The organism is Variimorphobacter saccharofermentans (genome assembly GCF_014174405.1).
In the GTDB taxonomy this organism is placed as follows: domain Bacteria; phylum Bacillota; class Clostridia; order Lachnospirales; family Lachnospiraceae; genus Mobilitalea; species Mobilitalea saccharofermentans.
Map to the genome: position 1 here is coordinate 118480 of NZ_JACEGA010000001.1, position 19316 is coordinate 137795.

The 19316-nt window shown below is 40.2% G+C and carries 13 protein-coding genes; 12 read left to right on the plus strand and 1 reads right to left on the minus strand.

The window, feature by feature from the left end:
- Nucleotides 1-17: 17 nt before the first annotated feature.
- The 3 genes from H0486_RS00545 (at nucleotide 18) to asnS (ending at nucleotide 2660) form a co-directional block, all read left to right on the plus strand.
- Nucleotides 18-353 carry a hypothetical protein gene (locus H0486_RS00545; protein ID WP_228351161.1) on the plus strand — a complete coding sequence of 112 codons (336 nt, stop codon included), beginning with the start codon at nucleotides 18-20 and terminating at the stop codon, nucleotides 351-353.
- Nucleotides 346-1068 (plus strand): PHP domain-containing protein, encoded by a 723-nt coding sequence (locus H0486_RS00550; protein WP_228351162.1) that lies wholly within the window; start codon nucleotides 346-348, stop codon nucleotides 1066-1068. Before H0486_RS00545 ends, H0486_RS00550 begins: the two co-directional genes overlap by 8 nt.
- Nucleotides 1069-1268: 200 nt before the next feature.
- Entirely contained in the window at nucleotides 1269-2660 is a 1392-nt protein-coding gene (asnS, locus tag H0486_RS00555) for an asparagine--tRNA ligase (protein WP_228351163.1), read from the plus strand.
- 158 nt (nucleotides 2661-2818) lie between these two features.
- Here asnS and H0486_RS00560 read toward each other — a convergent pair whose 3' ends face one another.
- Nucleotides 2819-3313 (minus strand): QueT transporter family protein, encoded by a 495-nt coding sequence (locus H0486_RS00560; protein WP_228351164.1) that lies wholly within the window; start codon nucleotides 3311-3313, stop codon nucleotides 2819-2821.
- 295 nt (nucleotides 3314-3608) lie between these two features.
- Here H0486_RS00560 and H0486_RS00565 point away from each other — a divergent pair, with 295 nt between their 5' ends.
- The 9 genes from H0486_RS00565 to H0486_RS00605 all read left to right on the plus strand — a co-directional run bounded on the left by H0486_RS00565 (nucleotide 3609) and on the right by H0486_RS00605 (nucleotide 19299).
- Nucleotides 3609-3986, plus strand: coding sequence for a VOC family protein (locus H0486_RS00565; RefSeq protein WP_228351165.1), 378 nt, complete (start codon nucleotides 3609-3611; stop codon nucleotides 3984-3986).
- Nucleotides 3987-4124: 138 nt separating this feature from the next.
- Entirely contained in the window at nucleotides 4125-4421 is a 297-nt protein-coding gene (locus tag H0486_RS00570) for a YciI family protein (protein ID WP_228351166.1), read from the plus strand.
- Between the two features lie 333 nt (nucleotides 4422-4754).
- Nucleotides 4755-5600, plus strand: coding sequence for a class I SAM-dependent methyltransferase (locus H0486_RS00575; protein WP_228351167.1), 846 nt, complete (start codon nucleotides 4755-4757; stop codon nucleotides 5598-5600).
- Nucleotides 5601-6067: 467 nt separating this feature from the next.
- The gene (ahpC, locus tag H0486_RS00580) at nucleotides 6068-6631 is read left to right on the plus strand and encodes an alkyl hydroperoxide reductase subunit C (RefSeq protein WP_228351168.1); all 564 of its coding nucleotides are present in this window, start codon (nucleotides 6068-6070) and stop codon (nucleotides 6629-6631) included.
- Nucleotides 6632-6641: 10 nt separating this feature from the next.
- Nucleotides 6642-8177 (plus strand): alkyl hydroperoxide reductase subunit F, encoded by a 1536-nt coding sequence (gene ahpF, locus H0486_RS00585; RefSeq protein WP_228351169.1) that lies wholly within the window; start codon nucleotides 6642-6644, stop codon nucleotides 8175-8177.
- A gap of 475 nt (nucleotides 8178-8652) precedes the next feature.
- Nucleotides 8653-14538, plus strand: a complete 5886-nt coding sequence (locus H0486_RS00590; protein WP_228351170.1) for a CehA/McbA family metallohydrolase — start codon at nucleotides 8653-8655, stop codon at nucleotides 14536-14538.
- Between the two features lie 22 nt (nucleotides 14539-14560).
- The gene (locus tag H0486_RS00595; protein WP_228351171.1) at nucleotides 14561-16567 is read left to right on the plus strand and encodes a right-handed parallel beta-helix repeat-containing protein; all 2007 of its coding nucleotides are present in this window, start codon (nucleotides 14561-14563) and stop codon (nucleotides 16565-16567) included.
- Between the two features lie 56 nt (nucleotides 16568-16623).
- On the plus strand, nucleotides 16624-16935 hold the full coding sequence (locus H0486_RS00600) for a phage holin family protein (protein ID WP_228351172.1): 312 nt from the start codon (nucleotides 16624-16626) through the stop codon (nucleotides 16933-16935).
- Between the two features lie 1296 nt (nucleotides 16936-18231).
- Nucleotides 18232-19299 carry a metallophosphoesterase family protein gene (locus H0486_RS00605; protein WP_228351173.1) on the plus strand — a complete coding sequence of 356 codons (1068 nt, stop codon included), beginning with the start codon at nucleotides 18232-18234 and terminating at the stop codon, nucleotides 19297-19299.
- Nucleotides 19300-19316: the final 17 nt, after the last annotated feature.

Consider the following 19316-nt stretch of genomic DNA (forward strand, 5'->3'; position numbering starts at 1 on the left):
AATAGATGGGAGTTATCATGAAGGTAAAAGAACTTGTTATGGAAGGAAGCTTTAATGTAGTTAATGAAGGAGACGATCTGGACAGGGAAATTTCAGGGATTTACTGTTGTGATCTATTGAGTATCGCAATGGGTAAAATGCCGGCGGGTTCTGCATGGGTTACCGTTATGGGTAATGTTAATACACTGGCAGTTTCAACCTTAGCAGATGCTGCATGTATTGTTCTAGCAGAAGGATGTACGCTGGATGATCAAGCTGTTATGAAAGCAAAGGAACAGGGTATCACTGTTATGGCAACCGAACTTCCTGTATTCGAGGCTGCCTTAATGATATCCCGGAAGCTTCATGATTAAGCTTTCCTATGATTTGCATATCCATTCCTGCCTGTCTCCCTGTGGTGATGATGATATGACTCCTTCTAATATCGTGGGTATGTCAGCATTAAAAACACTGGATATTATTGCAGTTACCGATCATAATTCGTCTAAGAATTGTCCGGCAGTATGTAAGCTTGCCGAACAATACAATATTATAGCGCTTCCTGGAATGGAGCTTACTACTATGGAGGAAGTGCATGTTTTATGCTTGTTTGCAGAGCTTTTTGATGCCCTGCGTTTTAACGAATATGTATCCAGTCAGATTATGAAAATACCCAATGATGCTTCCATATTCGGAAAACAGGAAATTTATGACGAGAATGACAATATCATTGGAACAGAGCCGTATCTGCTAATTAATGCAACGAACATTTCCTTTGATGATATAAGCAGATTAATGAATGAATATCGAGGGGTTTATATTCCTGCCCATATTGATAAAAATTCTAATAGCCTGTTATCCAATCTGGGTTTTATACCACCGGAAGCGGATTTTCCTACGGCGGAGCTGGCTGATTTACAGCACCTGGATGCAATTAGCAGGAAGAATCCATATCTAATGAGTTGTAATATCATAACTAATTCGGATGCGCATATGCTGGGGAATATCAATGAGCCCGAGCATTTTCTTGAATGTTCGGAAAGAAGCAGGGAAGCGGTAATCAGTGCAATAAGAAAAAGATGCCCTTAATTCTTGTAATATCCGAATCATGTGTTATAATAATCAAGATAATTGAGTTTCCTTTTTTAGTGAATCGTAATATGGAACTATAATTTATGACAGTAGAAGGTTCGCATAGAGTACTTTCCATTATATTATTGTATTAGAGAATAATAGGGTATGTTATAAGTTAATAATTTAATAAATATAGACAAAGGAGTTTATACGTTATGGATTTGATTGATATCAGAGAGCTGTATCGCAATAAAGATCAGTATATTGGTAAAGAAGTGCAGGTTGGAGGCTGGGTTCGCAGTATCAGAGATTCGAAAACCTTCGGTTTTATCGTTGTAAATGACGGAACATATTTTGAAACGCTTCAGATTGTATATCATGATGCACTTGAGAATTTTGCCGCTATTTCCAAACTGAATGTGGGTTCCGCTATTATCGTAAAAGGGAAGCTGGTAGCCACACCCGAAGCAAAGCAGCCCTTTGAAATTCAGGCCAAGGAAGTACAGATTGAAGGTACCTCCACATCGGATTATCCTCTCCAGAAAAAGAGACATACCTTAGAGTATTTAAGAACCATGACACACCTTAGACCAAGAACGAATACATTCCAAGCGGTATTTCGAGTACGTTCCTTGATCGCTTATGCGATTCATCAGTATTTCCAAGAGCGTGATTTCGTATATGTACACACACCTATCATTACAGGAAGCGACTGTGAGGGTGCTGGTGAAATGTTCCGTGTTACCACCTTGGATTTAAATAATCTTCCTTTGACAAAAGAAGGAAAGGTGGATACCACTCAGGATTTCTTCGGAAAGGAAACCAATCTGACAGTAAGCGGACAATTAAACGGTGAAACTTACGCAATGGCCTTCAAGAACATCTATACCTTCGGCCCAACCTTCCGTGCAGAGAATTCCAATACGACTCGCCATGCAGCAGAGTTCTGGATGATAGAGCCGGAGATTGCCTTTGCAGATTTAAAGGATGATATGGCACTAGCAGAAGGAATGCTAAAATATATTATTAACTATGTTCTGGAGCATGCACCGGAGGAAATGAAGTTCTTCAACCAGTTTATTGATCAAGGTCTTTTAGAACGTTTACAAGTGGTTGCAAACTCTGAGTTTGGACATGTTACTTATACAGAAGCAATAGAGATATTAGAGAAAAACAACGATAATTTTGATTATAAGGTATCATGGGGTTGTGATCTCCAGACGGAGCATGAGCGCTATCTTACCGAGCAGGTTTTTAAAAAGCCTGTCTTCGTAACCGATTATCCGAAGGAAATCAAAGCCTTTTATATGAAGCTGAATGAGGATAATAAAACAGTAGCGGCAATGGACTTATTAGTACCCGGAATAGGAGAGATCATCGGAGGAAGCCAAAGAGAAGATGATTATGACAAGCTGTTAAAGAGAATGGAAGAGTTGGGCCTGAAGAAAGAGGACTATGATTTCTACCTTGATCTTAGAAAATATGGTTCCGCAAGACATGCCGGTTTTGGACTTGGCTTTGAACGCTGCGTAATGTATCTGACCGGAATGGGTAACATCAGAGATGTAGTTCCGTTCCCAAGAACGGTTAATAACTGCGATCTGTAATTGTTAAAATGTTAAATAAAATTATAAGTAAATGAATAAAGGGGTCTGTTCCTAAGAATGTGAGTAATCACATCATCCGGAACAGACCCCTTTTAAACATAATAGAAAAAAGCATTATTACTTGATGGATAGTCGTCTAGGAGGACGATTTATTTCTATTATTTATAATCATCGTTTTTAAATACGATGTGCTTTACCTTGTCTAAGGCCATTAACAAGAGAGTGCCTAAAATCCCAGCTGAAACGATCTGACCAGCTCCCACAGAAAGCATCATTAAGTAAATAGGTTGCGCTTCGCCATATGCATAACGTAGGACAAATGGTACTACAATGGCATTTGCGATAATGGGGGGAATGGGAACCATATACTTTTTATTTCGTAACTGATAGGAAAGAACGGCAGCAATCAAGGTTGCCAAAGAGCCGAAGATCATATCCAATGCATCCGCTCCGGTAATCACTGCGCTTAAGAAGCATCCGATCGTAACGCCTGGTATAGCGGCCGGAGTAAAATAGGGCAGAATGGTTAATGCCTCAGCGATACGAAACTGTACTGGACCGAAGCTTGAAAATGAAAAGATCAGTACCAACACAGTATACAGAGCAGCAATAATCGCCGCTTGCGTGATAAATAGTGTTTTTTTGTTATTCATTTTTATTCTCCTTTAGTTTTGTTTTACGTGTGGAAGGTCTCGAACACACGGTGTTTTTGCCAAAAGCTCTGATTGATATGGCTTTAAGACTTTACTAGTATAACATGTACATGGAGGTTGTCAAGCGATTCTGTAAGTTGAATTTAGGTGAGTCAATATACCTATTTTTAACAAATGATTTGAAAAACATAACCACACATAATATAATAAATAGTAATAGGATAAGCAGTACTTAATATACTGATGCTAGTTGATCTTGAATAGAAAATTTTAGCACAAAGGAGAAATGTCAGAAATGAAAATAGGACCGCAGGTATATGTTAGGGGTAGCATTGAGGCAGCTCAACGGTATTGTGATGCTTTTGGAGCCAAAATTGGTTTGAACTTTAAGACACCGGAGAATACTTATGCACATTGTGAGCTTATGGTGGATGACAAGCTGTTTATGGCGATAAGTGAAGCACCGGATGACTGTGAAAGAACAGAAGGAAAAGCATGGCAGACAACGGCTTTTAATGTGTATGAAATGGGTAGTGAGGAAGCTGTTCGTCATGCATATGAGGTTTTAAGTGATGGCGGAACGGTTATTAATCCCCTGGGACCGTGTGATTGGAATGCATATTGTGCGGATGTTGTAGATAAGTATGGTGTATTTTGGTGGATTGCAATTTAAGTAACTCGTAATTTATTAAGGGGACTGTTACATAATGCATTAATCGGGATTATGGTAAGCTATAATCCCGGCTAATGCATTATGTAACAGTCCCCTTGTGATAATAGTAGTCGTGGAAGAGAGTGTGGAGGAAGAAATATGGGTATGAAGAAGGGAAACAAATTATACGTCAGAATTGATTACAGGACGGATAGAGACTTTACCGAACAGGACTTTCAGGAACATCTGGCTTACGTGGAGAGTGTCGCCTGCGAACGGTACTTAGTTGGAGGCGGATTTTCAAATACAGATGGTGGAATGCTGCTTTTTGAAGCCCAGAGTTATGAAGAGGCAGAGCAAATTGTTCAGAACGACCCGCTTATTCAAAGAGGGATATACCGATATGAACTTTATGTATGGGATTTAGTGGTTTTGTCAAAAAATATTGAGGATTAGCGGGCTGATTGGATTGACAAAAGTTAGTGAGAATAGTAAAATGAAGTATGTGATAACACGAATATAAGAGGTGAATGCGATCCGGTACACTTGATATTACATAATCGGTAATATAAGTGCGAGCGTGGAAAAGTTAAATAAAATCATAACTTAATAAGAAAAGAAGACTGTTTTCTGAACAGTATTATTTTCTTTACTCAAATTATGGTTTTTATTTAATATTCCACACTAATAATTCAAGTTATAACAAGCTGTGGAATGTTCCACAGCTTTTTTTATCCGAAAATTTCATTCGTGTTATCACAAATACATTCATAAATAGGAGATTATAAAATGTTAAAAAAATTATTTGAATATGTATCAAACAAACCTGAAATCTATGCACCAAGTACATCAAAATTCTGGGATGACGAGCATATATCAAAGGGAATGCTCCAGGCCCACCTTGATCCGGAATGGGATGCTGCGACACGAAATCACAATTTTATTACAAAGTCAGTGGAATGGATTGCAAGTATAGCTGATCCGAACCAGTATCCGGATTTATTAGACCTTGGATGTGGACCGGGATTGTACGCAGAGAGGTTTTACAACAAGGGATATCGAGTGACTGGTATAGACTATTCAAGACGTTCCATTGATTATGCCATAAACAATGGAAAAGTCAATGGCAGCAGAATTACATACTTATATCAGAACTACCTTGATATCACATACCGGGAAGAATTCGATGTAATTACACTCATTTATTGTGATTTTAGTGTATTGTCCAGCCAGGATCGCGCCAGGTTATTGAAGAGCATTTACCGGGCTCTAAAACCAGGTGGCATATTCATTCTGGATTCCTTCACGCCGAATCAGTATAAGGACAGAGAGGAGACAAAAGACTGGTATTATAGTGAGAGCGGCTTTTGGAGAGAGTGTGCACATATTTGCTTAAATTCGTTTTACAAATATGATGATCAAAGGACCATGCTTAATCAGACCGTAGTTATTACTGAGGATTCCATAGAATGCTATAATATCTGGGATCATACATATACCAGGGAAGAGCTGGAGGAAGAGCTGATTAAAACAGGGTTTGCCACCGTCGATTTCTACGGGGATGTAGCAGGAGCTGAATATCAACCGGACGGAAGCTTGATGTGTGCCGTAGCGAAAAAGAATGGTGAAGTATAAGCTAGAATAGGATATATCAATATCAATGTAATAACGTATTTAATAGGAAATAGTCCAAATCTATTTGTAAAAGAATAATTACCAACTGTCCATAGTAATCTTGCCGGTTCAAGGTTACTATGGATTTTTAAGTTATAACACTTATATCATAGTTTTTGATATGGCTTGTTGCAAAATGAATGAAAGCAAATTATTTAAGGTTATGAAAGTAAATATAGTAATGTTTCCTGATTTATTATTAAAAAACAAGGGAATAAAATATAGTATATAATTCTTATAATAATATAATACCGAACATAATTTGAATAGAAACGAAGCATAATAACATGTAAATTGGTTTATATTATAATTTAACACAAAATAATTTTATTTTAGTACTTGACAAAATGTAAGGAAGAGGATATTATAATCATATCAGTAATGATTACTATTATTAAAATAACAATAAATTAAGGAGGTTATAGATTATGTCATTAGTAGGAAAACAAGTATTACCATTTAAAGCACAGGCATATCAGAACGGAAAGTTTCTTGAGGTAACAGAGGAGAATTTTAAAGGAAAGTGGAGTGTGGTATGCTTTTACCCGGCAGATTTCACCTTTGTTTGCCCGACAGAATTAGAAGACTTACAGAACAATTATGAAGCATTGAAGGCGCTTGGAGCAGAAGTATACTCCGTATCCACCGATACACATTATACTCATAAGGCATGGCATGACAGCTCTGCTGCCATCGGGAAATTAACATATATTATGATTGGTGATCCATCTCATACACTTTCTCGTAACTTTGATGTACTAATTGAAGAAGACGGACTTGCAGATCGAGGTACTTTCATTATCGATCCCGATGGAGTAATTCAGTCTGTTGAAATCAACGCTGGTAATATCGGGCGTGATGCAGATATTTTGGTAAACAAGATTAAGGCAGCCCAGTATGTTAGAAATAATCCTGGTGAAGTATGCCCGGCAAAATGGAAAGAAGGAGCTGCAACTCTGAAGCCGAGTTTGGATCTTGTAGGAAAGATATAGGAACCGAGTTATGATACTGGATACTGAGATTAAAGAACGACTGTTTGAATATCTTAAGCTATTAGAGGATGAGGTTCTGATAAAGGTTAGTACGGGATCCGATCCAATATCGAAGGAAATGGCAGATCTAATCAATGAATTAGCTGCCATATCTTCGAAGATTAAGATAGAACAGGCGGTATTATCCAGAACACCGAGCTTTAGTATTAATCGAATCGGTGAGGATACCGGAGTAGCTTTTGCAGGAGTTCCTCTGGGACATGAGTTTACTTCCTTGGTACTTGCGTTGTTACAAGTAAGTGGAAGACCACCAAAGGTTGATCAGAATTTAATCGATCAGATAAAGAATATCAAGGGATCATACCATTTTGAGACCTATATTAGCCTATCCTGTCACAATTGTCCTGAGGTGGTTCAGGCACTTAATTTGATGAGTGTTTTAAATCCGGGAATTACTCATACTATGATTGATGGAGCTGCTTTCAAAGAGGAAGTGGAGAGCAAGAACATTATGGCCGTACCAACGGTATATCTTAATGGAGAAAGCTTTGCCAGTGGAAGAATGACACTGGATGAGATACTTTCCAAGATGGGCAGTACTCCGGATACATCGGAGTTCGAGAACAAAGAGCCTTATGATGTCTTGGTGGTCGGAGGTGGTCCGGCCGGCAGCAGCGCAGCAATCTATACAGCTCGTAAAGGAATTCGTACCGGATTAGTAGCAGAACGATTTGGCGGACAGGTAAGAGATACATTAGGAATAGAGAACCTAATTAGCGTCAAGTATATTGAAGGACCTAAGCTGGCAGATAATTTAGAAGCTCATGTAAGAAGCTATCCTGTTGATATTATGACTGCCCAACGGGTAGAAAGCATAGCGAAAAAGGATTTAATTGAAGTTACCTTATCGAATGGTGCTGTCCTAAAGAGCAAGACAGTGATCCTTTCTACTGGTGCCCGCTGGCGTAATACCGGGGTACCGGGAGAAGCAGAACTTAAGAATAAAGGAGTTGCTTATTGCCCGCATTGTGATGGACCTCTCTTTCAAGGAAAGGACATTGCAGTTATTGGAGGAGGTAATTCCGGTATTGAGGCTGCTATTGATCTGGCAGGAATAGTTAAGCATGTAACCGTTCTGGAATTTATGCCGGAGCTCAAGGCGGATGCGGTATTGCAAAAACGCCTTTACAGTCTGCCCAATGTTACTGTATTGAAGAATGTTCAGCTAACAGAGATTACTGGTTCCGATAAAGTGGATGGTTTAAACTATCTCAATCGTGAAACTGGCGAAGAACAGCATATTAATCTACAAGGAGTGTTTGTCCAAATAGGCCTTGTGCCGAACACGGACTGGTTGGATGGCACCCTTGAACGAAACCGCTTTGGTGAAATAATTGTAGATGATCATAATGCAACCAGCATCCCCGGGGTATTTGCAGCAGGTGACTGCACCAATAGTCCATATAAGCAAATTATTATTTCCATGGGCTCCGGTGCGAATGCAGCATTAAGTGCATTTGATTATTTAATCAGAAGTGAAGTGTAAAGTTTTTATCCCCCTTATAATATATATAAAGTTATACCTCCCCTTATTATTATATAAAAAAAGAGGCTGTTGCATAATACATTTGCAGGGAATATGACTTACCATAATGCACTGTCGGAAGAACAGATTGCTGTATTTTGTGTGAATCATGCGATTATTTATATTCGCATGAGACATACAAAATCATCAATATGTACTTCCTTCTGTGTGTGAGGTAAGTCATATTCCCTGCATGTATATTGTGCAACAGCCCCTTTTTTTATCAACATTTATTTTAATGCATCTGTAAGTAAATCCATTGAGAAGAGAAGAAAATGCCAATTAATATTATTACCACGGTTCTGGTATGAATCACTTTGCTTACTGTTTTCATAAAGAAATAACTTTTCCAAAGGACCGAGTATATTACCCATCATAAAATGTAGCTTCTTGAATATAAATATACTAGGACAAGTATATTTATAAGGAGGTTATTATGAGCATCAGGTATAAGAAGCTAATATCCGTAATAATATCTCTGGCTCTGATGTTATCGTCTCTTTCCACTAATTTGTCAATGGTACAATTGGCTAAAGCGGAAGGTGGAGCCACGGAAGCAACTATCCATGACGGGCTGGAGACAGTCACCGGAGCCGGCTTTAGGCAGGTAGAAGACCCGATTACTTCGGATATGATATCACCCGGAGTAGCTACGATTGACCAGATCTACCAGGTGGAAACCGATTCATCCATTACTGTAATCGGACAGGTAACCTATCTCTATGGTAATAACGGAACTCCTAATACAGCCTTAATTCAGGATGTAATTGATGGTGAGATAATTGGAGTTCAGATCTACGATAAAAATAATATTACCCAGTACGTAGTTGGAGATATTATTGAAGTCACTGGTAAGGTTGGAGAATATGGCGGCGTAAGACAGCTTTCCGGTGTATCAAAGATAACCTCCGTTGCTAAAAAAGAAGCATTCCCTCCTCAGGAGCTTACCATAGCACAGCTCCTGCAGGATGGGGAGAAATATATATCAGAGTATATCACGATTAAGAATGTCCGATTGGGGACCTATGGTAGTAATACCACGATACAGGATTCAACCGGAACGATTAATATCTATAGTGCGGCATCATATCCAGAGGGAATAAAGGCTGGTGATCAGGCGGATATTGTTGCAGCATTCTCCAAGTATTATGAAACCTATCAGCTAAGAAACGGATCCAAGGCAGATTACACCCTTTTAGGGAATTCAACACCACCAGATGAGGATGAGGTAGATCCTTCTGTTGTTATGACCTTAGCGTCCTTTGCCGGAACAACATTAATCACATCACCAGTGGTGTATGGTGATCTTGATGCACCCAATGACGGGAAGAATACAAGCGTCTGCCTTACTCATTCCTCAGGTAATCCTCCGAAGGTAACAGATACCTCCATGGGTTATGTCGGTAATAAGGAAGGAGATTACTATCAAATACAGCTTAGTACCTCAGGATATGGGAATATCAACGTAAGCTATAAGATGAGAGGCTCCAATACCGGACCAAAGAATTTTAAGTTGCTCTATAGCTTGGATGGGGTACAATTTACCCAGGCAGGCGCTGAAGTATATAGTATTGCTGCTGCCAGTACCTGGCAGTCCTATACGGTTACATTACCCAAAGAGGTGTATAAAGCAGCCACACTGTTCCTTCGAATCCAGGTAGCGGATAATGTCTCGGTGAATAATAAGACCATTGGGTCCGGGGGTACCAACTATATTCAGGAGGTAAAGATAACGGGTAATCCCTTAAAGTCCTCAGATATTGCAGGAACTCCACAGATCCTTCCAGATACGGATGTAGTGACAATGGGGCAGGAGATTACGATGGTAACCGCTACGGAAGGTGCAGAAATCTATTATTGTGTAAATGATGGAGAATATACCTTATATCAATCAGAAGATAAGCCAATCATTCAAAGCTTTCCCTATAAGGTAACCGCATATGCGAGAAAAGCAGGTATTACGGACAGTATCAAAGTAACAAGAGCATACTCCCAGGCGCAGGTATCACCCGTAAAGCCCAGCATAAACGGAGGGGCTGTACGGCCTGGAACGAAGCTTAACCTAACTACGGATACGGATAATGCTACAATCCTATATTCAACAGATGGCGGCACAACCTGGATTACCTATGTTGAGACGGAAGCAATCGTTTTAAATACATTACCGGTTACAATTTTAGCAAAAGCGGTAAAGGACGGATATCTGGATAGTGAGGCTGGATCCTTCTCTTTTACCCTGAGAGTGAACGAGAAGTACAACATTTATTTTGGGCAGATACACTCCCATACCACATATTCGGATGGTGCCGGGAGCTGTGAGGAGGCATTTGCTTATGCTAAGAACGAAGCGGAGCAGATAGACTTCTTAGCGGTTACAGACCACTCCAACTCCTTTGACAATGAGGATAAGGCAAGTATTCTGAATGGTTCTATGAGTGAGGAATGGATGGAGGGACACAGACTCGCTGATGATTATACGGACGATACCTTTGTAGGTATCTACGGATATGAGATGACCTGGTCGAATGGTCTGGGACATATGAATACTTACAATACTGCTGGATTCCAAAGCAGAAATCAGGCTGACTTCAAAACCTATTCCACAGCGTTGCAAAACTACTATACAGTACTAAAAACGGACATGAACTCGATCAGTCAGTTTAATCATCCGGGAAAAACCTTTGGGGACTTTGATGATTTCGGATATTATGATGAAACCATTGATCGTCTTATTTCATTAATTGAGGTAGGTAATGGGGAAGGAGCCGTTCGAAGTAACGGGTATTTCCCCTCCTATGAATATTATACAAGAGCATTGGATAAAGGCTGGCACGTAGCTCCGACGAACAATCAGGATAATCATAAAGGGCTGTGGGGGGATGCCAATACCGCCAGAACCGTGGTCCTGGCCGACACATTAACCAGAGAGAATATCTATGATGCACTTCGAAATATGAGAACCTATGCAACGGAGGACAATGATCTTGCCATACAGTATACCCTGAATGGAGAGACCATGGGAACCATTATAGATACCACCCCCAGTCAGGTTGATATTCAGGTAGAAATATCGGATCCTACGGATGCTGCCATTGGAAAGGTAGAGGTTATCGTAAATGGTGGCCTAAGCATCGCTTCAAAAAACGTGGAAAAAAAGGAAGAAAAGGTTACATTCCAGCTACCGGCCAGTTATTCCTATTATTATATTCGTGTAACACAGAAGGATCAGGATATTGCTGTGACTGCGCCAGTATGGATTGGGGAAGTAGAGGCAGCAGGCATAGCGGGTATTTCAGCAGAGAATACATTGCCTGTGAAAGGAGAACCAATTGTAATCACCACAGACCTATATAATAACGAAGCGGAGGACTTAAACATTGAAAAAATGGAGTTCTCAGTGAATGGAACGGTTATTCATAAAGCAGATTTGGCTACTTCAGGGTTAACAAAACTAAGCTTTGGTGCTACAGGAAGCTATACCTTTGCATATACTCATCCCTCAGTTGGTGCAGCGGAGATTAACGTAACGATTCAGGCTTCAATTGGAGGGGTTTCAAAGGTATTTCAGGGTGTTCTAAAGATGGATTATTCAGATCCTGACAGGATCACCCGAATTGTGGTAGATGGTAGCCATTTCAACGACTATGTTACTGGTTATTATACAGGAAATATGGGTAATTTAATTGAAATAGCAGCGGAGAATGACACGAAGGTAACCGTCGTGAAGGATAAAATCACACAGGATACCTTAAAGGATTGTGATTTGCTGATCATTAGTGCGCCTGCTAAAAAATCTGGAAGTGATAGTTCGGGTTCCTACTCAGTATCTCATTTTGAAGAGGAGTTTATCTCACTGGTGAAGGATTATACAAATCGGGGAGGAGATGTGATTCTGTGTGGGCTGGCAGATTATCAGGATACGGCGGAAGGCCAGTCCTCAACGGAGATAAATATGCTGTTGGAAGCAATCGGTGCAACCACCAGAATAAACAGTGATGAAGCTTATGATGAAGTGAATAACGGAGGACAGCCCTATCGTCTGTATTTGAATACCTATAATATGGACTCTCCATTTCTTAAAGGAGTAACCACGGACCAGAATTATAGTGCGTATAGCGGATGTACAGTGTTACTCAGTGATACTGCTGTGGCAGACGGCAAAGCGGAGTATCTTGTGAAGGGACATTCCACTACCTACTCCATTGACAGTAAAACCTTTGGAGGAAATTATAAGGAGATCCAAGAGGGAGATGCAATTCTCCTTGCAAGAGAAGAGCTTTCTACAGGAAGCAATATATTTATTGCAGGAACCGTTTTTATGTCCAATTTTGAAGTAAAGGCAACCCTGGATAATGTATGGGATAAACCCTACAGTAATCGGACCATAATAGAGAACATTATGGCATCTGTAAAAAAACAGATAGAGGTTCGAGACATTGCGGAGGTACGAAAAGGAATTAAGGGCAATGTTTATTGCGTAGAAGGAACGGTCACAGCAGGAACCGTACCGGGTAACGCCTTCTTCGATACCATTTATATTCAGGATGAAAGCAGTGGGATCAATATTTTTCCGATCAACCAGAGCTTAATCGAGGTTGGACAAAAGGTACGGGTAATCGGATATCTGGATGAATATCTGGGAGACCTGGAGCTTCGGGTTATGGAAGCAACGGTTATTGATGTAAATATGAACCCTGTGGAACCACGGTTGATTACCACCAGGGATTCCATGGACTATGAAGCATTCGGAGGTATGTTAGTAAAGATAAAAGGTAAGATTACTAACATCATCAGTAAGAATAATCAGATAGAAAGCATCTATGTAATGGATGAAAGCGGATCGGAAGCAAGGGTGTTCATGGATGGGTATATCGGTTATTCCAATGATAACGGGGATAAACTGGAGGATATTCTGGGGGTTGGTAAAACAATTACGGCTATAGGATTAGTTTCCTGTGATCCTGAAGGCGTTCGTATCCGTGTACGGGATCGCAGCGAAATTATATTGGACGAATCCAGCACAACTCCTACACCGGAGCCGACTACGGATCCGGAACCAAGCGTATCGCCTAAGCCGACGATATCACCGGAACCAAGTGTATCACCGGAGCCTAGTATAACGCCGAAACCGACGGTTGCTCCGAGACCGACACCAGGCGAAACACAGTCATCAACATCGACTCCGACAGGTGCTATTACCCCAACACCTTCGGTGAAGCAGCTCATGAAAGAGGTTAAGCTTCCGGGCACAGAAGAGTTCCTCCCTGCAATGATTACTGCAGTGCGATATCATAATCGTATGGAAGTAGAAATAATAATAGAAGAGGATAATAAGGTACGAAACGCTAAGAAACAGATGGGGAAAGAAATACCGTATCCTATATCAATTCAATTCATAAACAATGAATTGATCGAGCACTTTAAAAAGGAGGCGATTAAGGAAGCTGTTCTGTCCATTGTTATACCGAAGGAAATTCTAGATAACGATAATCTAATAATAGAGACCATACTATTAGAAGCAGAACTATTAATGGCAGCGGCAGAAAAAGAAAGGGACATTATTATTGTAGTAAAGGATGATGCAGGAAAGGAGCGGTTTACCTGGTCATGGTATGGTAAGGACCTGGCAAAGTCTAAGAGGGAAATTAAAGATGTGAATTTGGCAATGACGGTATCCGGAATAAATGAGGTGCAACAGTTCGAAGAATTACTTGGAACGGACGACTCAAAGGTAATGACGCAGGGATATGCACTTCGATTCCGACAGATGGGTATACTGCCTTCTCAGGCAAGAGTAAAAATATACGTTGGAAAGGAAGTGACAGAAAGAGGGTGGAATAACCGCAACATGGTATATCTATATCATCGAAATCTAGTAACCGGTAAGCTGGATACCCTTCCATACAGCTCTAATTACCGGATTACGGAGGACGGTTATATTACCATTACCATTCTTACTGGCACAGATTATGTGATGCTTCCAAAACCAGCTAGCAAAAAAGTGGTATCGACCTTGAGGGATCAGATAATTGTTAAGTCCGCCGCGATCAAGCTTAATTCTACTGGAGAGGGCAGCAGCTATCAGATCAATCTGGAGCTTCCAGATACCCTGGTACTAATCGGTTCGGATACAGAGGACACTTCACTAGGATATATTGGTGGAGTTTCAGCAAGCTTTTCATCCAGCGATAACAAGGTAGTTACTGTTGACCAAAGAGGAAGGGTTACAGCAGTAAAGAAGGGAAGTGCCACGATTACTGTAACATTGACTCTCTATAGTAACAAAACAAAAACAGTGAAGGTAAAGGTCAAGGTGAAATAAAAGACTGGGGTAAAGTACCAAGATGAAAAAAGGAAGACCTGAGGAAGTAAGTAAAAAAGCTCCCCAAGACGATATATCGCACCAGAATGGAACAAAAGACAGAATTCGACATATTATAATACTGTATATAATAGCAGTGGGATTGATTTTTATGGAAGAATATCTGGCATCAAGTAGTTATGCAATTAATGTTACGAGCTATGGTGCGAATGGACTGGACAAGAAAAGTGATAAAGAAGCATTCCGGGCGGCACTTCAACAGGCTATGGTTCAAAAAAGAAAAGTGTATATACCCAATGGAACCTATGATTTGGATGGGCTGTCCTTTACTGCAGACGAAGATTTGGTTATAGTGGGTCAAAGTAAAGAAGGAACCATCCTAAAAAGAATGGGTGGGTTGACCGCAAAAAAGAATATTTATCTTGAGAACCTCACTATACTGGATATCACGGGATCATATGTATTTAAGCTGGATCCCGTGAGCTACTCCAATGTCACAGTAAAAAATGTAATAGCCGATAATCAGAACAATCAGTTTCTGAATGAGAAAAGGGCTAATACCTTTGGTATCTATGACCATGATAAAAAGGATAAGGGCATTAATAATTTAGAAATCAGAGATTGTAAGATTTCACATTTTGCCTCATATGCTTTTCGCTTTACCTGTCATATCAAGAGTGGTTCCATTATAAATAATGTGATGAAAGAGATTGGTCATGATACCAATAAAAAAGTAATTGCACTATATGGGGGAAAGCAGACTGGGATGACAATCACTGCACCCGCTCAGAATGTGGTGATTCGTGATAATGTAATCGAGAAGCTTTATAGTATATACGGTACCCAAAATGACTCCAGTGAAGCACATGCAATCCTATTCTTTGGCAGTAATATCAAAATCGAGAATAATACAATAAGAAATCTTTATGGTGGTGGACGGGAGCAAAAACATCTGGAAAGTGGTTACGATCATGAAGCGATTTATATCAAAGCACCAGAGAGCCGGATAATCGGCAATAAAATCGAAAACGGTGCAGGAAAGTACTCCGATGGATGCATTGCGGTAAAGGGCAATTCAGAGAATGTCAAGGTTCTGAATAATGAAATTACCAGTGTATATGGCAATGGGATCTTTGTCGAAGCAGTTGGTAATGTTGACATCATGGACAACAAAGCTACGATAAGTGGAAATGCATTGAAAGGAAAGGCTTGTCTCTATATAACGGAGGATGATAGAGCCGGTTTGGTACGCATAAAAGGCAATCACTTTGTGAATAAAAAGCCGAAAAATGATGATACCACCTGTGTAAAAATCGAGGGTGTCAGAAAGGTTGAAATTTATGATAATTATATGTACTCCTCAGCTGATATGATATTGCGTTTTTCAAGCTTTGGCAAGAATGGAGTATGCAATATTTATCGTAATGAGTTTGTTGGTCTCAACTCAGCCTGGATCGTATCGTACACGAATAATGGTATGCACAGGATAGTGATGAATGAAAACCGTATGACATATTCCAGTAATGGAGTTGACGCCCCCAAGAAACTGATTAGCCTAACGGGAAATGATGGAGCATGTACACTTGAGAAAAACAATTTAAAGATCAGCGATGGAGTTCCCTCGGTAATCAGCATCAACATGCCGTTATACTCTATCGTAAATAATAAGTTTGATATCGCTGCTTCTTCTGAGGCATTCTATCTGATTGACATATATAATGTAAATCAAGCCGGGAAGTCAAATTCCATTGAGAATAATGAGGTGATGAATAAGTCAACAGTCAGGCATTTTCTTGCATTTCGCTATGCAGACGGAACCACGAGCAGCAATATTGGAACGGTAACAGTAAAAGGCAATAAATACATTGGAGAAAAAGCTTTTATTATAAGCATGAATGGAGCAAAGCTAAAAGCTGATAATCTGATCGTGAAAGAAAATCATATAAGTGTCAGGCAGAATTCTCCCAAGATTATCGCGAATGCGGAAAAACCTATAAATTATGTGGAGAATAACAATCAGATTAAGTAATTTAGCAGACAAAAATCATCCATTATTGAGTGGGTTAATATGAAAGGAGAAATGGAATGGAAATTCTATCAAGATATATAGTAGTTGTTGTACTTGCAATATGCTTATGCTTAGGATACATAATAAAACACAGTATTTCCTTTATTCCGAACAAATATATACCGCTTATTATGGCAGTAACCGGTGTGATTCTAAATGTCTGGATTAGTGGTTGGACCTTTACACCGGAGATATTGCTAGGAGGGCTGGCAAGTGGGCTGGCAAGCACCGGTTCGTATGAAATGATACGAAATATATTTGGGAACAGGCAGACAGGAAAAGTAACGGATAACGATGCACTCAACGTGTCAGCCACCGAACACCATTAAACAGACCCCGTTCTTCTGTGAAAGGGGGCGAATACATAATAGTAGGGATTATGAACTTACCTCACACATAGACGGAAGTACAAACTGTTAATTCTGCATGTCTCAGACGAACATAAAAGTTCGTCCTATCCATACAGAATTTAACAGATTTGTTCTTCTGACAGTGTATTATGGTAAGTCATAATCCCTACAGGTATATTATGCATTCGCCCCTTTTTGAAGGAGTTTATTACTGTGAGCCATCTTCACTGCCGACATAAGTACCGTCTTCTATCGCCGACAAATTATTCTTTTCTAAACCGGACGGAGAAGTGGGCCCCTTCATCGGGGGTGTAGGCAGTACCGTAAAACAAGCTCTATTTTCGGGAGTTTCCGCATGCGTCTATTACGTTTCGCTCCTCCCTGATAGTAGCGTCGGTCGCTCGCGAAACGAACTAGCATGCAGAAACCCACTCGAAAATAGGCAATCGTTTTCCGGTATCTGCCTACACCCCCGATGAAGGGACCCGCTTCTCCTGTCTACATAAGCTTCAGAATACTATTATGAAAATCCCTACGTCGTTCATATATAACATATTGGACAGTATATTTATGGATTATGAAAGAGTATTCTTCTGTATATCTATTTATTTCATGTTGTTGAAGGGACTTACATGCCTTATTCTATCATGGACTTACCAGGTGTAAGTTTCGGTATGAGTTTCTAATATACGGTGTATATATATGATTGATATGATATGTAGCTATATGCAGAAAAGATTATATATTTTCTCATAGCTGATGTAGACAGGAGAAGTGTATCCCTTCGTGGGAGAGGCAGGCAGTACCGGAAAACGATTGCCTATTTTCGAGTGAGCAGCTGCATGCTAGTTCGTTTCGCGAGCGACCGACGTTCCTATCAGGGAGGAGTGAAACGTAATAGACGCATGCGGATGCTCCCGAAAATAGAGCTTGTTTTCCGGTACTGCCTGCCTCTCCCCACGAAGGACCACTTCTCCGTCCGGTCTAGAATCCGGTCTAGAACCTGGTTTGGAATAAGAAGTTTGTGATTTTACTAAATGGGGTATTCATGATATAATTCAAAAGATAGAGGAATAAGTAAGATTGATATCGGGAGAATGGATTCTTCGAGAATTTTATTCAGTCGGACAGAGGATGTCCGTTGTGCGGGGTATAATGAGAAGGAAATACGATGGTTCATAAGTGTGCTTTGCTGAAAGCGTATTTTATATAAAGAACTATGATCATTGAGAATGTAGTAGGAATATTAGTATTGTGGTGTATAAGGAGGAAACGATGAAATTTATACATATAGCGGATGTACATCTTGGTGCAACTCCGGATTCCAATATGCCGTGGGGAAACGATCGGGAAAAGGAAATCTGGACAAGCTTTCAGAATGTTATAAATGTTTGTAATGAAGAAAAAGTAGACCTTCTTCTGATTGCAGGAGATTTGTTCCATCGTCAGCCCTTGGTACGGGAACTCAAGGAGGTCAATTATATCTTTAGTAAGCTGGGAACGGCAAAGGTGGTATTAATGGCCGGTAATCATGACTATATTGGTCCAAGGTCATACTATCAGGGGTTTGAATGGAATGATAAGGTTCATATGTTTTTACAGGAAAACATGGATCGCTTCGAATTTCCGGAGTGTAATACGGATGTCTACGGCTTCAGCTATCATACCAGGGATATCACTGCTCCTAAGTATGATGCTGCTGCACCGGAGGACAATGGTAGATTGCATATTCTCCTTGCCCATGGAGGTGATGATAGGGATATTCCCATTAATCGAAAGAGACTTCAGGAATCCGGATATCACTACATTGCCATGGGACATATTCATAAGCCGGATATCATCAGTAAGGAGATGGCTTATTCCGGTTCTCTGGAGCCACTGGATAAAAATGAAACAGGGGAACGGGGCTATATCATCGGAGAAATTACATATGATGAGGATGGTAAACCGGTAACCGATATTCGCTTTGTTCCGAGCAGCCTGCGTCAATACAAGAGGGTGGATATTGAAGTAACACAGGATACGACCAATGGAGAACTGGTGGACAAAGCAAACAAGCTGATCAAAGAAAATGGGGAACAACATATCTATACGTTAACAATCAGAGGGCTTCGGGATGAGGGCATCCATTTTGATCTGGAAGCACTTCGTTCCTGTGGGAATATATTAGAAATCATGGATCTATCCGTACCGGATTATGATTTTGATGCTTTGTATCATGAGAACGCTGAAAATGTGATAGGAATGTTTATACAGAGAATTCGGGAAAATGCCAATCAGGATGAGATTGCGAAGAAAGCACTTTATTATGGGCTTGAAGCATTATTAGGAGCAAAGAATTAGAGTTAGAAAGGCTTGGT

Coding starts and splice junctions, on each gene's coding strand:
- H0486_RS00545 (WP_228351161.1), top strand. CDS start 18: ATGAAGGTAAAAGAACTTGTTATGGAAGGAAGCTTTAATGTAGTTAAT.
- H0486_RS00550 (WP_228351162.1), top strand. CDS start 346: ATGATTAAGCTTTCCTATGATTTGCATATCCATTCCTGCCTGTCTCCC.
- asnS (WP_228351163.1), top strand. CDS start 1,269: ATGGATTTGATTGATATCAGAGAGCTGTATCGCAATAAAGATCAGTAT.
- H0486_RS00560 (WP_228351164.1), bottom strand. CDS start 3,313: ATGAATAACAAAAAAACACTATTTATCACGCAAGCGGCGATTATTGCT.
- H0486_RS00565 (WP_228351165.1), top strand. CDS start 3,609: ATGAAAATAGGACCGCAGGTATATGTTAGGGGTAGCATTGAGGCAGCT.
- H0486_RS00570 (WP_228351166.1), top strand. CDS start 4,125: ATGGGTATGAAGAAGGGAAACAAATTATACGTCAGAATTGATTACAGG.
- H0486_RS00575 (WP_228351167.1), top strand. CDS start 4,755: ATGTTAAAAAAATTATTTGAATATGTATCAAACAAACCTGAAATCTAT.
- ahpC (WP_228351168.1), top strand. CDS start 6,068: ATGTCATTAGTAGGAAAACAAGTATTACCATTTAAAGCACAGGCATAT.
- ahpF (WP_228351169.1), top strand. CDS start 6,642: ATGATACTGGATACTGAGATTAAAGAACGACTGTTTGAATATCTTAAG.
- H0486_RS00590 (WP_228351170.1), top strand. CDS start 8,653: ATGAGCATCAGGTATAAGAAGCTAATATCCGTAATAATATCTCTGGCT.
- H0486_RS00595 (WP_228351171.1), top strand. CDS start 14,561: ATGAAAAAAGGAAGACCTGAGGAAGTAAGTAAAAAAGCTCCCCAAGAC.
- H0486_RS00600 (WP_228351172.1), top strand. CDS start 16,624: ATGGAAATTCTATCAAGATATATAGTAGTTGTTGTACTTGCAATATGC.
- H0486_RS00605 (WP_228351173.1), top strand. CDS start 18,232: ATGAAATTTATACATATAGCGGATGTACATCTTGGTGCAACTCCGGAT.